Genomic DNA, 15,055 nt, shown 5'->3' on the forward strand with positions numbered 1-15,055 from the left:
CATATTCTTAGCAAACAAAAGTGCGCTAATCTATAACGCTAAATCAGATTAAGGATACGCGTGTAGTTAGGGTTTATTTTAGTCAGAGCTCGATTTTAGACAGGGGTAAGTTAGTCGATGGCTGCGGTGAAAACAGGGTTATCAAGGAAGCTGTTAACAAGAGTACTCTCAGTATATTTTGCCCTCACACTTATTGTGACCGTAGGCCAAATATTTACCGAATATCTCAGTACTAAAAATCATGTCGAGCAAGAACTACAAACACTCAAAAACACCTTTTCATCTAGCCTAACCCGCGCCATGTGGGAGATTAATGAAGAGCAAGTCCGCGCTATAGCCGAAGGGCTTATGTCAATTCCAATCGTAGAAGGCCTTCAAGTAAGGGGCGAAAACGGGAATTTCATTACACAGCAAGGTATTAGAAGAACCCGCTCTCCTAACCCCGTAGAACGCGAACTTATTGAAGACCACTCGGGCGGTGTTTTCAGTTACAGTTTCCCCCTTGTATTTAAATTCGCTGGACGCGAGTCAACCGTCGGCGATGTGACTTTATATTCAAGCTTCGATACTATTTTCAGCCGTATAGAAGTGGGTGTATTTTTCTTGATTGGCAATGCCATCGTCAAAACCACTTTTCTGGTCTTTCTCTTTATGACCGCATTTCGCACTATGCTGTCTGAACCTCTGCAAAACATTACCGAGCAAATGGGTAACTTCGACCCGCTTCATCCGGAAGAAAGCAAGCTTACCTTAAAAGTTGAAGACGACAACGAACTGCTGCAGTTAAGAGATTCCTATAACGGCGTAATTGATGATTTAATCGTATCGAATGAAAAACTGAAAAACGCCCAAAAAGAGCTTACCGAAGCCAACGCAAAACTCGATGATCAGAACCTTGTATTAGAACAAGAAGTCGCTAAGAAGACAGCCTCACTTTCGCAAATAATGTTAGATTTAGAGCAGCAAAAAGACGAGCTGATATCCCACCAGCGCGAGTTGCGGCAAGAGAATAAAAACCGTCAATATATAGAAAGCGAGTTGCGTAAGAAAAATGATGAGCTTGCTGGGTCAATGGAAACGCTCCATCAAGCGCAAGCACAGCTCATCGAATCGGAAAGGATGGCCTCTCTTGGGGGCCTAGTAGCCGGTATCACTCACGATATAAACACCCCGCTTGGCGTGAGCGTTACCGCGGCAAGCTTTCTTCAAGAAAGGCTTAACAATTTAAAACAAGACTTTTCAGACAACAGCTTAACCAGTAAAAGTATGGCCAGCTTTATTGACGAAGCTGATCAAACCGCACTTTTGCTGTTAAATAATCTAGAACGAGCTTCCGACCTTATCGCTAGCTTTAAGCAGGTAGCTGTAGATCAGACCAGTGAAACCGAGCGCGATTTTGTGTTGTGCGAGTATATTGAAGAAATCTTACAATCACTGAAACCAAGTTTTAAGCACACGCAGCACAATATATCCCTGAGCTGCCCTAAAGATTTGGTGGTCACTTGTGCCCCGGGCGCAATAGCGCAAATCGTGACTAACCTTATCGTTAATTCACTGAATCACGGTTTCGAAGACAAAACATCTGGAAACATTTCACTGAATGTTGAGGTTGTAGACGGTCAAGTGGTTATGCACTACGAAGATGATGGAAAAGGCTTAGCCAAGGAAGAACTATCGCAACTGTTTGATGCATTTTTTACTACAAAACGCGGTTCCGGTGGCAGCGGTTTAGGTACGCACATTGTGTACAACTTAGTCACTCAATCGCTTCAAGGCAAAATTGACGCTCAAAGCGAACCAGGGAAAGGGCTTAGCTACACCATAAGCTTTCCCATTTCCCAACATTAAAGCCACGGCTTTAAAACGACAACGCTAAACATATTTCCAATTGCGCGGCGCGAGATAGGTTGGTACGCTTGCGCCCCGTTTTCTTCAATGAGATTTCCCCTTCTATGTGGTTTAAAAATATAAAAGCATTTCAACTAACACAGCCACTGTCGCTAAACGATGAAGACTTAGAACGTATGCTCAGCGAGCATGCTTTTCGCCCTTGCGGCAGTCAAGACTTAGCCACTATGGGGTTTGCATCACCCTTTTCTCAAGCTGGTAAGTCGGGCACCATGTTTCACTGCGTTCAACAGCGTTATTGGATAACCCTTAAAAAGCAGGAAAAGATTTTACCCGCTGCCGTGGTGAATGCCGAGCTCGAAGAAATGGTTGCCAAAATAGAAATGGAAACCGGCGCACCGGTAGGTAAAAAAGCCAAGTCAGATCTCAAGCAGGAAATTCAAACTCGATTACTGCCCCAAGCATTTACTAAAAACAGCTATACGCACGGTTTTATCTCTCTTCCCGATAACCTAGTGGCTGTTGATGCATCATCAGATGGCAAAGCAGAAGCATTTTTAGCCATGGTTCGCAAAGCGATAGGCTCTTTGCCAGTGGTGCCATTTACTCGTCATAGCCTTCAAAGTGAATTAACTCACTGGGTAACAGACGCAACGCCAGAGAATATAGAACTGCTTGAAGAAGCCGAATTAAAGTCAACTGACGATACTGGCAGCGTTATACGCTGTAAAAATCAGCCTCTTGATAGCGATGAAATTAGTCTGCATTTATCTGGCGGAAAACTGGTGCAAAAGGTGGCCTTCGAATATGCTGAAAGTCTCTCGGCTATTATGTGTGAAGATGGCGCGCTTAAGCGCATAAAGTTTACTGACCGCATTAAAGAAGAAACTGAAGACGTTCCTAAAGATCAGGTTGAAGCTCGTTTAGATGCTGAATTCGCCCTGATGTCAGCGGAAATTACGACGCTACTCAACTTCCTTAGAGATACATTAAAACTTAACGATACGGATATTTAGACTAGTTCAACGTTATAAATTCCTGAACACGCCCCAGACACAAAAAAAGCACGTATGTTTTTCTACATATCGTGCTTTTTTTTACCTGTTATTCATACCACTAAGGCGCTCAGAACATGGGCTCTGAGCGTTTTCTAGTTACATAAATATTTGTTTTGCCGCACTCGATAGATCATTAAACTCATCTGAGTGCAAAATACTTATGTCTTCAACAATGTTTCGCTGAACAGCAAGATTCATAATCGCATCTTTCTGGCTGCCAATGGCGCCAGAGAGCGCTGCACCTACGCGAACAAAATCGATGTAGCCTACATTTTCCGGAATGAAACTTAAGTCTTTCCAATACTGCGCAATGTTCACAAAGGCTTCGTCAAATTCCCACTCTTTCATAATGCTAGCACCAATGCGCCCCGACAGCTTATCTATAGCAACATCAAGAAAAGACGGGTTTGCAAACACTTCTGGATGGCGCTCAGCTTCAGTAAGAACCGGCAATACCCCGATATTGTGTACCAAGGCTGCCAGCGTCATAGTATCTATGCTCATTTCGCGCTTTTTAGTTCTCGCTATATACAGCTGCAGTACCGCCATTGAGTTAGCAACAATATTCACGGTAGACGCCCACTCTTTTTGGAGATAGCGGGTTACTATATCGTTTTTTGAAACGAACAATTGTTCCATCGCAAGAGCGGTAGAAATGTTCTTTATTTGGCGCAAACCAATTCTGGTCACCGCTTGGTTAATTGAGGTCACTTTTACACTGCGCCCCATGTAGGCACTGTTCGCTATTTTAATCATACGAGCGCCTAGGGACGGATCTTGCCCCACCACATCGGCCATCGCATTTAAGTTTATATCCGGGTTATCCGCCGCTTTTCTCACTTTTAACGCAATTGCAGGTAGCGTTGGAAGTACAAGCGTATCGTTATTAATTTTTTCAACCAAAATTGTTGAGAGCGCGTTCTGTGTAGACATAGTTCTACCCTTAGAAAATTCTATATGGCTTTTACAAGCCACTCATTTAATTACATATTGATACTACTCACGCATGTTGCCGCCCAATCTTGCTTTTAAGCAACCAGACGAAGCGTGCAACCGTCACAATGAATACAGCATCCCTTTGTATTTTCGGTGGGACTAACCAAATAATATGATATAACTTTAACCATACTATCTTAGTGATTCAGTTTCGACCAACGAAATATTGTTAGCCGCATTACATTCGAAAGAAAGTATAGACAAGTCACTGAAAAGCACTATTGATATCAAACAACTAAGTGAATACTTTTTGCAAAATCAAAAATATAGCTTTTAAATTATAAATAAAAAAACAGTAAGAGTTACTTATGATAAAAACCAAAATTTCAACGCTTTCTCCTATAGCAGTGGCTCTCACAGGCGTCCTTATGCTAGGAGCATGCAGCAAAGCAACAGATACAGCTCCCTCAACAACTGTAGCTGATGAACAATCTTCACAACAGACACTGATTGTGGATGAATCTCGCCTGTCTATCTATCACCCAGTCGACCTTACCGCTGACTTAAGCCATCTTAACGAGAATCAGCACAAGATGCTGTCACTGCTTATTGATGCCTCGAAAATAATGGATGACTTGTTTTGGCAACAAGCATTTTTTGGCGACAAAGACAGTTTTTTAAATGGGATTGAAAGTGATGAAGTGCGACATTTTGCCACTATCAATTACGGTCCTTGGGACCGTTTAAACGGCGATGCTGCATTTCTCAGTGGTTATGAAGAAAAGCCTCAAGGCGCAGAATTTTATCCTCACGATATGGATAAAGCTGAATTCGCCACCGCTAATTTTAGCGACAAGCAAGGGCTGTACTCATTAGTTAAACGAGATGAAACGGGCAGCCTGTATTCTCAACCATACTCTCAAGCCTTTAAAAGTGAATTAATGAAGGCGTCTGAATTACTCGTTCAAGCCTCTGAGTTGGCTGAAGATGAGAGCTTTAAAGCGTACCTTAAACTTCGTGCAGATGCCCTTTTAAGCGATGATTACCTTGCTTCAGATATGGCATGGATGGACATGAAGACCAACCCTATCGAGCTTGTTATCGGCCCTATTGAGTCGTACGAAGATCAGTTATTCGGCTATCGTGCCGCGTTCGAAGCCTATGTACTGATTAAAGATTTGGCGTGGAGCGAAAAACTTGCTAAATATGCCGCATTTTTACCCGAGTTACAGCAAGGTCTTCCGGTAGCTGAAGCTTACAAAGCTGAAGTGCCTGGGTCGGACGCAGACCTCAATGCATACGATGTTATTTACTACGCTGGCCATTCCAATGCCGGTAGTAAGACTATTGCGATTAACTTGCCAAATGACGAGCGCGTTCAGCTTGAGAAAGGAACCCGAAGACTGCAACTTAAAAATGCGATGCAGGCCAAGTTCGACAATATTCTTGTCCCCATTGCTGAAACGTTAATTGTACCGGAGCAACGCAAACACATTACATTTGACGCATTTTTCGCTAACACCATGTTTCATGAAGTTGCTCACGGATTAGGTATAAAAAATACACTAGACGGCACTAGCACCGTGCGTCAGGCATTGAAAGAACATGCATCGGCTTTAGAAGAAGGCAAAGCAGATATCCTTGGCCTTTATATGGTGCAAAGCCTATTAGAAAAAGGGGAAATAGCAGAGGGTTCTCTGGAAGACTACTACGTTACCTTTATGGCCGGCATATTCCGCTCAGTTCGCTTTGGTGCAAGCTCAGCGCACGGAAAAGCCAACATGATACGGTTTAACTTCTTTGCACAGCAGGGCGCATTTGAGAAAACCGAAGATGGGTACTACCGAGTAAATATGATGAAGATGGGTGCTGCTGTTGAAGCGCTTTCTGAGTTAATTTTGACATTGCAAGGTGACGGCGACTATGACGGTGTTGCTGAATTGGTCGAGACGATGGGTGTTATTAAACCCGAACTAAATAGTGATTTGGCGCGTTTGAGTGACGCCAACATTCCTGTCGACATCCATTTTAATCAAGGTAAAAAGGTACTTGGACTAACTGATTAGCCGGTATTAATAAGCCCCCAGCCGTTGACTGTCTCAATGGCTGGGGGCTTTCAACTTTCATCACCTTGAATTGGCACCTACATGAGCACCTGCATTAGCACCTACACTAAAACCCACCTAACTAGTGTGGCGTAACAACAGCTACTCTACGTGCTTTTTCATATCTTCAGTATAAGGCGGCCAACCTAGTGGCTTTCCAGCTAAAACATGTAAGTGGATATGGTAAACCGTTTGGCCGCCAAATTCGTTACAGTTCATCACTGTTCTAAAGCCCTGCTCCGCCACTCCCAAGTCGTTTGCCACTTTTGCTGCAACCAAAGACAGGTGCCCAACAATCTCTCTGTCCTCATTTTTGATATCATTTACCGTTGCAATGGGCTTTTTAGGAATAACAAGGAAGTGAACTGGAGCCTGAGGATTAATGTCTTTAAACGCCAGAGCCATATCGTCTTCATAGAGGATATCAGCGGGAATTTCTTTATTAATAATTTTAGTAAAAATAGTTTCTGACATACCTGTTGTTCCTTTTTTATTAACTTGGCTTTTTCGGGGCGTTAGTTTTTAAGCAAAAACAAACCACAATAATATCGTGCCCAGTGCAAGACGATAGAGCACAAATGGCAACATGCCAATTCGCGAAATCCAGCTTAAAAACAAATAGATACAGATGTAAGCGCTAATAAATGAGAATATAGCGCCATACATGAGCGCTTGCCAATCTACTGCTTCGTTCGCTTCGATAAGATCATAAGTAGCCAGTAAGCCAGCACCTAATATTACCGGAATAGACAATAAGAAAGAAAAGCGCGCACAGGCCTCTCTTTTCAACCCCAGCATAAGGCCCGCAGTCATGGTAATACCTGAACGGGAAGTTCCAGGTATTAGCGCCAGCACTTGAGCCAAACCAATCCAAACCGCCTGTTTCATAGTGAGTTTATCAAGCTCTTGTGTTCGCTTTGCCGTTGCATCGGCGTACCACAACACAAGACCGAAAATAATGGTGGTACCAGCAATGACTAGCGCCGTGCGTGCATTCTCCTCAATCCAGCCTTTCATTAGAAAACCCACAATTACAGCAGGAACAGTAGCTATAATTACATACCAAGCTAGCTTACTGTCTGTAGATTGTTGTTTACTGAACCCCTGAGTGCACCACGCCACCGTCATTTGTGCTATCTCCTGACGAAAATAGATCATAACCGCCAAAAGACTCCCCACGTGAACCGCAACATCAAATGCCAAACCTTGGCTTACCCAACCAAATAACTCTGCCGGCAATAACAAGTGGCCAGAACTACTGATAGGAAGAAACTCCGTTACTCCTTGGATAATAGCCAGAATTATAATTTCAAAAAGTGTCATTCCTTTGTTTAACTCCAGGTAAATTCAATAGGCCAGAGGCGCTGTTTTTGTTTATCAAAAGACGCCCACATTTGGGCATAAGTTTTCTTTGTTTCAGGATGAAAATGGTTGGGCACAAGTTCTGCTAAAGGCCAAAGTACAAAGGCATTGTGACAAATCTCTTCTCGTGGCAGAACCACCGGTGAGCGAGTTACCACATCATCATAGGTCAGCAAATCGAGATCTAGCGTTCGCGCGCAAAACTTTTTATCAGTATGAACTCGCCCATTGTCTCGCTCAATTTGTTTTAACGCATCGCACACCTCATCAATACTGAGGGACGTTGAAGCACGAGCAACTAAATTGTAAAAGGGGCTACCATTAAAACCAACAGCCTCGCTCTCATACACGGAGGATAGGGCTACATCAGTAAAGTGCGCTTTTAGCGCAATTACCGACTGCCGAGTGTAATGTTCGCGCTCAATATTAGAACCAATACTGATTAAAATAGTGTGTTGTGACATTAATTACGCTCTCGCGAAAGCTCTACAGCCACGGTTTGCGCATTTGGTAATATATTCGGTTTTACAATTTTTACCGTTATTGCAGCTACATTAAAGGTTTCGAGCACAGCGGACATCACTGCGTTGCCAAAGGCTTCTAATAATTCAAATTCGCTGCGTTTACCCACTTCAACAATACACTCTGCCACTTTGGCATAATCGATGGTGTCGTTTACGTCGTCGCTGTGCATTGCCGCGTTTAGGTCAGCAGTTAGTGTCACATCTAATAACAGCGACGTTTGCTGCGTACGCTCCCAATCATAAACACCAATTAACGTTTCAACCGTTAATCCAGCTATATAAATTTTACCCATGAATTTTGTCAACTTATGTTGTTACTGGTCTTACTACTGCGAAATAAGCGACATTTACGTCGCTCAAAGGTGGTATATCGTATTTGGATGAAGTAGCGTTATGCTGATACAAGGCTAACCGCAGTAAACGTGGCACAACTATACCTTTGTATAGCAACATGGGGCAACTGAGGTTTTCGTTTTTAACCAAGGTTTAGGTGAATTCATTTTTTTACATTGCCCATTGTTTTATTAACTCAATTAGCAAAGAACAACATTCAATAGAGCGATAATTTTATACCTATGATATCCCTAACCGTGTTAATGATTGCAGTAGCCTACCTTTTTGGTTCGCTCTCTAGTGCGGTTGTAATTAGTCAGGCGTTTAACTTACCCGATCCGAGAACAGCAGGTTCTAAAAATCCGGGAGCCACCAATGTCTATCGATTAGGGGGGAGAATTCCTGCTCTGCTGGTATTGGTTATGGATATTTTAAAAGGCACTATTCCGGTTTACGGCAGCTACTTTTTGGGTATTGAGCCACTGGGGTTAGGATTAATCGCAATTGCGGCCTGCCTAGGCCATATTTTTCCACTGTATTTTGGGTTTGAAGGCGGTAAGGCCGTGGCGACAGCCTTTGGCGCAATGCTGCCAATTGGATTAGATCTTGCGGGCTTTTTGATAGTAAGTTGGATAGCGGTGGTTTTTCTAACCGGCTACTCATCTCTTGGGGCGCTTATCGCAGTAAGTCTAGCACCTATTTTCACTTGGTTCGTAAAGCCTTTATATACAGTGCCCGTTACCATGCTTTCAATTCTTATTGTGGTGCGTCATAAAGACAATATTTCACGATTGCTTAGCGGCACAGAAAGCAAGGTGTGGGACAAAGGTAATATCAAAGAGTAGTCGGTATTTGGTATTCGGGTATTCAATTGTTCCCGTTTAGCTCTCTATAACTGCTTCTCTATAATTGCTTCTCTGCAAGTGCTTCGGATAACACTTTAAGTTCGCCATCAACAGGCGTAAAAACGTCAATCCCTATAACTTCAGCCATTGCTGGATAGACTTCTAAATTGCTGAATGTAGGCAGCATAATGCCCTTTTTAAAAGCCGGGCCAGTAGCAACAAAGGTAGCTCCCATGTCATCAAGTGTATTGAGGTAACCATGCCCGCCTTTACTAATATGACCTGATGGCGTGTCGATAAACCGCGATGGTGGAGCAATTTCTAACACGATATCTCCAGTACGGCTGTTTTTTTCAAAGTACCTTTCTTGACGTTGCTTGTCAGTTAGTACGATAAACCGTCCTTTCGCTATTGATGACAGACGTGATGATTCCCCTGCTATATCTTCCTCGCTCACTTTTTCTCGTGCGTAAATATGTACCTGAGCGCCCTCACTTTCCACCAAAAAGTGGTCTGGGATAGATAGCGTTGATACCGCAATCACTTGTTCAGCATCAACGTTTGTCATGCCGTGATCTGAAACCACCACTAGGTTTACATTAATATCGAGAGCCTGAATACGCTCATAAAGCTGGCCAATCAATTCATCTACACGCTGAACGGCTGCAGTGGTTCTTTCTGAATATGGACCTTCATCGTGCCCCACCGTATCGGTAAGAGAAAAGTAGCCCGCGATAAAACGAGGCCGAGAGACTTCGGGCATACTCAGCCACTGAATAATTTGGTCAACTCGCTGTTGGTAGTCTGCATATTTCGAATAATGGAAGTGATAAGTAGGCAATGCTCCACCAATACGGGCATCAGACTCTGGCCAAAAAAATGTAGCAGCTTTAAGTCCGTTTAATTCAACCAAATTCCACAAGGGCGTTGCAGTAATCCAGGTGCTATCCGATTGCCCACTTCCCATTTTATAGTGCGCGTATCCGTCTTTAGTTGGACGCGACTTGTCAAAAAATCGATTGTTTACAATGCCATGATTTTTGGGGTGCAGGCCCGTCACTAACGAGATGTGGTTGGGGAAAGTATTGGCAGGATAAACTGGCGTCATACTCTTGGCGCGAACGCCCTCTTTTGCAATTTTCGCTAAATGTTTAGCCTTGTGAAGTTCGATGTAATCGTGCCTGAAGCCATCTAGGGAAATCATAACAACATGCTGCTGTGACGAGTCTGGCGAACTAAGCTCAGATTTCGCAGACGAGGGCAACGACAATGCAGAAGCTTGCAAATGACCGCCTACAACCAAACACGTAAGAAAGGTGAATATAGATGTAGACATTGCCCTGAACTTAAACATTTTTTGAGTCCTTGTTATTAAAAAATTAAGCGCAGTAGATAGTCTAAACGGCCGTTAAGGTATCTAGCGGCCATCTTGGTTTAGCCTGCGAACTAAGGTCAAGTATCTCGCCCGCCTTCAACCTTTGCATACCCGCGTAAGCTATCATGGCGCCATTGTCGGTGCAGTATGCCAAACCCGGATAAAAAACCTCACCGTTGAGCTCGCTCATCAATGACTTCATTTTGTCTCTTAACATATGATTAGCGCTCACCCCGCCAGCAATCACTAAGCGATTCATGCCCGTTTGCTTTAAAGCGCGTTTGCATTTAATGATTAAAGTGTCGACAACTGCCTCTTGAAAAGCATAAGCAATATTCGCCTTCGTGGCTTGTGAGTCATCTGCGGCTCGAATGGTATTCGCGGCAAAAGTTTTAAGACCACTAAAGCTAAAGTCTAGACCAGGTTTATCTGTCATTGGACGAGGGAATTTGTAATGACCCGGCTCCCCTTTTTCCGCAAGCTTAGCTAGCAAAGGGCCGCCAGGGTAATCTAAGCCCAGCAACTTTGCTGTTTTATCAAACGCCTCACCGGCCGCATCGTCTACAGATTCGCCGAGCACTTCATACTTCCCGATTCCCTCTACCTTGACTAACATTGAATGACCACCAGAAACCAATAAAGCGATAAACGGAAATTCTGGGGCATTTTCTTCTAACATAGGTGCAAGTAAGTGTCCTTCCATGTGGTGGACACCTACCGCAGGAACTTGCCATGCATACGCCAAGGAACGTCCTACCGACGAACCAACAAGTAGTGCGCCTATAAGGCCTGGACCTTGAGTAAACGCAACACCATCAATATCCCGTGGCGTTGTGTTTGCGTCTACAAGGGCTTTTTCGATAAGAGGAATGATTTTACGAACATGATCTCGCGATGCTAACTCTGGAACCACGCCACCATAGTCTGCATGCAGCTTAACTTGGCTATAAAGCTCATGTGACAATAAACCTTGCTCATCATCGTAAACAGCTATGCCGGTTTCGTCACACGATGTCTCAATTCCTAAAATTCGCATTAAGCGCTCACCTTCTTAAAACAAAAACAAATAATTTTACTGGCGATCTTCGGCGATCATCTTTATGATCCACCCGTGATTATCTTTCTAACCCGAAATTCCAACCCCTTACACGCTTTAAAAAGGCAGCGTTAGGGCCTGAATGTTAGTGGCCTATACATCTTAGGCGCAGAGTTTACCTGTAAACCAACATTCATGGAATGCTAGCAAAGGAGTAAATGCACGATATTGGCTAATTTTTAGCAATTCATCCTTTACTTTCTTCGCAGAAATGATTAGAATTTCGCACCATTTTTAACCCGGGCCGCCTTTTTAGCGCACAATTTTACCCGGATATACACAGTAAAGTTTTGAGGTGAGTGTTTAAATGCCTATCGTTAAAGTTAGAGAAAACGAGCCGTTTGATGTGGCGCTGCGTCGTTTTAAGCGTTCTTGTGAAAAAGCAGGTGTTCTATCTGAAGTTCGTCGTCGTGAATTCTTCGAAAAACCTACGTGGGAACGCAAGCGCAAGAAAGCTGCCGCTAAAAAGCGTCATCTTAAGAAGCTAGCTCGTGAAAACGCACGTCGCGTAAAACTCTACTAAAACAGGGTTATTTACGAGTCTGAAAGGTGTTGCAATTGCAGCACCTTTCGCGTTTCTGAGGCTTGATTGTTTAAAGTTCCTTTATATTAGAAGAGTCATATTAGAAGCGCCATATTAGAAGCGCCGCTTTGTATTAGAAACAGTTCTGTTGCTAATATTGCCTTATTCAAAATACAACTCTATTTCAGTCTATCCCTAATATCTATTACTTCTTACCTTGTGTTGTATTAGGTATTTAAAGTTCTATTTGCTCTGTTCTCTTTTTAGTATCTCTTCTATTTTCTTTAATCTATTTCTTTATTTTGCAGTGTCTTTACTGCTTTTTTTGCTATGAACTTTAAGTAGCGCCTATAGGTATGACCTTTAAGTACGTCGCTTAGTAAGTAAGCAGCTTGGTAAGTACGTCGCTTGGTAAGTAAACCGATTAGTAAGTATGCCGCTTGGTGAGTACGCCACTTAGATAGCTTAGAACGAATATAAATCTAAGATAGGCACTATCGTTTGATAACGCTTCCATTTATTATTCTATTCATTATGCTTGTAGCAATATAATCAAATAGACACGACGGAACACATTATGGCACTTATTGACGATTTAAAATCGGCTCAAAAAGACGCAATGCGCGCAAAAGAGAAACTTCGCTTAGGCACTATTAGAATGGCTCTAGCTGCCATTAAACAAAAAGAAATAGATGAGCAGATTACGCTGGACGACGCCACTATTTTAGCGGTACTTACAAAAATGGTTAAACAGCGTCAAGATGCCGCGGCTCAATTTGACGCAGCAGACCGCAAAGAGCTTGCAGATAAAGAGCGCGAAGAAATTACTTACATCGAGGACTTCTTACCTCAGCCTTTGACCGACGACGAGCTTAATTCATTGATAGACGACGCCATGGCCTCAACGGGTGCCTCTGGCATGCAGGATATGGGCAAAGTAATGGGTGTACTCAAACCTAAGGTACAGGGCCGCGCAGACATGGGCGCTCTGAGTGGGAAAATTAAGGCGCGCTTAAACGCCTAAGCTTGTCGCTAACAGCCCGTTGATATCAGCGGTTGAAAATGATCGCTAAAATTACCGCGTTGAATTTTACAACGCGGTAATACGTTCTCATTACTATCTATCCCTGTTAAAGTAATCACCGTTTAATTGACACGAATCCCTCATGGCCGGAAAAATACCTCGCGACTTTATTGATGACCTACTATCTCGTACTGATGTAGTCGAAATTGTAGATAGTAGAGTTAAATTAAAAAAAGCTGGCAAAAATTATCAGGCTTGCTGCCCTTTTCACAATGAAAAGTCGCCATCTTTTACGGTCAGTCAAGACAAGCAGTTTTACCATTGTTTCGGTTGCGGGGCCCATGGCAACGCCATTTCATTTATTATGGAGTTTGACCGACTCGAATTTGTCGAAGCCATCGAAGATCTCGCTCGTTATCACGGCTTAGAAGTACCTCGCGAAAAAGGCAGCCGCCCGGCAATGAGCGAAGAAAAAAAGCAACAGCTGCAAGATGACTATTCCCTCATGGAACAGGTCACACGTTTTTTTCAACATCAACTACGCCAAAACGGAAACAGCAAAAAGGCAATCGATTATCTTAAAAACCGCGGTCTAAGCGGTGACATTGTGAAGCAATGGGAAATAGGATACGCACCTGATGGGTGGAGTACGCTTCTCGACACGTTTGGTAAAAGCCCGCAACAGATCAAACAGTTAATCGACTTGAGATTAGTCAATCAGAATGACCAAGGCCGCACATACGATTTCTTTCGCGACCGGATAATGTTTCCAATAAGGGATAAGAGGGGACGAGTTGTTGGCTTTGGTGGGCGCGTATTAGAGGATGGCGGCCCGAAATACCTTAACTCACCCGAAACCCGAATATTTCACAAAGGTAACGAGCTTTTTGGATTTTATTCTGCTCGTCAGCAAAATCGGCAGTTAGACACTGTCGTTGTGGTTGAGGGTTACATGGATGTTGTCGCTCTAAGTCAATTTGACATCAACATTGCTACCGCTGCACTTGGTACAGCCACGACACTAGAGCATATTCAGATGCTAGTGCGCGCAACCCCTCATATTGTTTGCTGTTACGACGGCGACCGCGCTGGACGCGAGGCTGCTTGGCGGGCATTAGAAAATGCGTTACCCGCCTTGAAAGACGGTGTACGTTTGTCATTTTTATTTCTTCCCGACGGTGAAGACCCAGACACCATGGTTCGTCAAATAGGTAAAGATGCATTCTTAGACATGCTAAATGGCGCTATGCCTTTGTCTCGATTCTTTTTTGAAAACCTACTTAAAAGCCATAACGTTGGTACTGCCGAAGGTAAAATTGCGCTGAAAAAAGCGGCCATGCCGCTTATCGAGTCGACTTTAGGGGCTGAGCAAAAAAACATGCTGCTTGAAGAGCTCGCCAAACACACCGGAGAGTTCGATAGGTTTAAACTACAGCAAGACATTTCTAAAGCGAACCAAGGAAATAAAAAAGCGTACTCTCCCAATCTCACACAGGTAAATAAACCCAAGTTATCACCGCTGAGAATGCTCATCCGTTTACTTTTAGACGCCCCTCAGCTGGCGACAAAATGCGACGATGTGCAAATAGACATATTTGCTGGAAGCAATGCTACTGGCATGGATTTGCTTCAAGATGTACATGCCTATTGTGTAGCAAACCCAAATGCAAAAACAAGCCAGCTTGTTGAAAACTTCCGCAACCACCCCCACTCTACTACTATCGCAAAGCTTTTATTACAAGAGCATTTGGTAAAAGATGAAGACGCAGAACGCGTTTACAGCGATAGCTTTGCTCGCTTGCTCGACGCCCATTTAGAGAGCCGTATAGAAACATTAATTTCGCGCTCCAGAGTACAAACACTCAGTAGGGCAGAGAAAGAAGAGTTAACGCTATTGATGAAAGAGCGACAAAATAGCTAGAAAACTATCAGTGCACTTTTACTCGTAATTTTCTGCTGGCTTGCGTTTAGGCTACGTATTAATAAACGTATTGCAGAACGCACTCGTAAACACGGGAGTTGCAAA

Annotated in this window: 14 protein-coding genes; 7 read left to right on the plus strand and 7 right to left on the minus strand. The window is 43.4% G+C overall.

Annotated elements, in window-relative coordinates; all coding sequences use genetic code 11:
• The first annotated feature begins 117 nt into the window (after window positions 1-117).
• Window positions 118-1,848: a sensor histidine kinase gene (locus GTW09_RS09915; protein WP_163111752.1), complete on the plus strand. Its 1,731-nt coding sequence runs from the start codon at window positions 118-120 to the stop codon at window positions 1,846-1,848.
• A 104-nt stretch (window positions 1,849-1,952) separates the two neighbouring features.
• The gene (gene rdgC, locus GTW09_RS09920; RefSeq protein ID WP_163111753.1) at window positions 1,953-2,864 is read left to right on the plus strand and encodes a recombination-associated protein RdgC; all 912 of its coding nucleotides are present in this window, start codon (window positions 1,953-1,955) and stop codon (window positions 2,862-2,864) included.
• A 138-nt stretch (window positions 2,865-3,002) separates the two neighbouring features.
• On the opposite strand, the gene GTW09_RS09925 is transcribed toward rdgC, so the two are convergent.
• The gene (locus tag GTW09_RS09925; protein WP_071978661.1) at window positions 3,003-3,839 is read right to left on the minus strand and encodes an HDOD domain-containing protein; all 837 of its coding nucleotides are present in this window, start codon (window positions 3,837-3,839) and stop codon (window positions 3,003-3,005) included.
• 371 nt (window positions 3,840-4,210) lie between these two features.
• Between GTW09_RS09925 and GTW09_RS09930 the strand changes: the two genes are divergently transcribed.
• Window positions 4,211-5,908, plus strand: a complete 1,698-nt coding sequence (locus GTW09_RS09930) for a dipeptidyl-peptidase 3 family protein (RefSeq protein WP_163111754.1) — start codon at window positions 4,211-4,213, stop codon at window positions 5,906-5,908.
• Window positions 5,909-6,049: 141 nt separating this feature from the next.
• Here GTW09_RS09930 and GTW09_RS09935 read toward each other — a convergent pair whose 3' ends face one another.
• From GTW09_RS09935 to folB, 4 genes are read right to left on the minus strand one after another with little or no spacing between them, the layout of a single operon-like run.
• On the minus strand, window positions 6,050-6,421 hold the full coding sequence (locus GTW09_RS09935; protein ID WP_163111755.1) for a histidine triad nucleotide-binding protein: 372 nt from the start codon (window positions 6,419-6,421) through the stop codon (window positions 6,050-6,052).
• 48 nt (window positions 6,422-6,469) lie between these two features.
• Entirely contained in the window at window positions 6,470-7,270 is an 801-nt protein-coding gene (locus tag GTW09_RS09940) for an undecaprenyl-diphosphate phosphatase (RefSeq protein WP_163111756.1), read from the minus strand.
• Between the two features lie 8 nt (window positions 7,271-7,278).
• A complete protein-coding gene (gene folK, locus GTW09_RS09945; RefSeq protein ID WP_100970913.1) occupies window positions 7,279-7,773 on the minus strand; it encodes a 2-amino-4-hydroxy-6-hydroxymethyldihydropteridine diphosphokinase in 495 nt (164 codons plus the stop codon).
• Window positions 7,773-8,126, minus strand: a complete 354-nt coding sequence (folB, locus tag GTW09_RS09950; RefSeq protein ID WP_163111757.1) for a dihydroneopterin aldolase — start codon at window positions 8,124-8,126, stop codon at window positions 7,773-7,775. Before folB ends, folK begins: the two co-directional genes overlap by 1 nt.
• A gap of 282 nt (window positions 8,127-8,408) precedes the next feature.
• On the opposite strand from folB, the gene plsY reads away from it, so the two are divergent.
• On the plus strand, window positions 8,409-9,011 hold the full coding sequence (gene plsY / locus GTW09_RS09955) for a glycerol-3-phosphate 1-O-acyltransferase PlsY (RefSeq protein ID WP_163111758.1): 603 nt from the start codon (window positions 8,409-8,411) through the stop codon (window positions 9,009-9,011).
• A 58-nt stretch (window positions 9,012-9,069) separates the two neighbouring features.
• On the opposite strand, the gene GTW09_RS09960 is transcribed toward plsY, so the two are convergent.
• A complete protein-coding gene (locus GTW09_RS09960) occupies window positions 9,070-10,365 on the minus strand; it encodes an alkaline phosphatase family protein (RefSeq protein ID WP_163111759.1) in 1,296 nt (431 codons plus the stop codon).
• Between the two features lie 43 nt (window positions 10,366-10,408).
• On the minus strand, window positions 10,409-11,422 hold the full coding sequence (gene tsaD / locus GTW09_RS09965; RefSeq protein WP_163111760.1) for a tRNA (adenosine(37)-N6)-threonylcarbamoyltransferase complex transferase subunit TsaD: 1,014 nt from the start codon (window positions 11,420-11,422) through the stop codon (window positions 10,409-10,411).
• Window positions 11,423-11,789: 367 nt separating this feature from the next.
• On the opposite strand from tsaD, the gene rpsU reads away from it, so the two are divergent.
• The 3 genes from rpsU to dnaG all read left to right on the plus strand — a co-directional run bounded on the left by rpsU (window position 11,790) and on the right by dnaG (window position 14,950).
• Window positions 11,790-12,005, plus strand: coding sequence for a 30S ribosomal protein S21 (gene rpsU, locus GTW09_RS09970; RefSeq protein WP_012517258.1), 216 nt, complete (start codon window positions 11,790-11,792; stop codon window positions 12,003-12,005).
• Window positions 12,006-12,582: 577 nt separating this feature from the next.
• The gene (locus GTW09_RS09975) at window positions 12,583-13,029 is read left to right on the plus strand and encodes a GatB/YqeY domain-containing protein (RefSeq protein WP_163111761.1); all 447 of its coding nucleotides are present in this window, start codon (window positions 12,583-12,585) and stop codon (window positions 13,027-13,029) included.
• Window positions 13,030-13,171: 142 nt separating this feature from the next.
• A complete protein-coding gene (dnaG, locus tag GTW09_RS09980; protein ID WP_163111762.1) occupies window positions 13,172-14,950 on the plus strand; it encodes a DNA primase in 1,779 nt (592 codons plus the stop codon).
• Window positions 14,951-15,055 lie beyond the last annotated feature (105 nt).

This window comes from Alteromonas hispanica (assembly GCF_010500915.1).
GTDB classification, from domain to species: Bacteria; Pseudomonadota; Gammaproteobacteria; order Enterobacterales; family Alteromonadaceae; genus Alteromonas; species Alteromonas hispanica.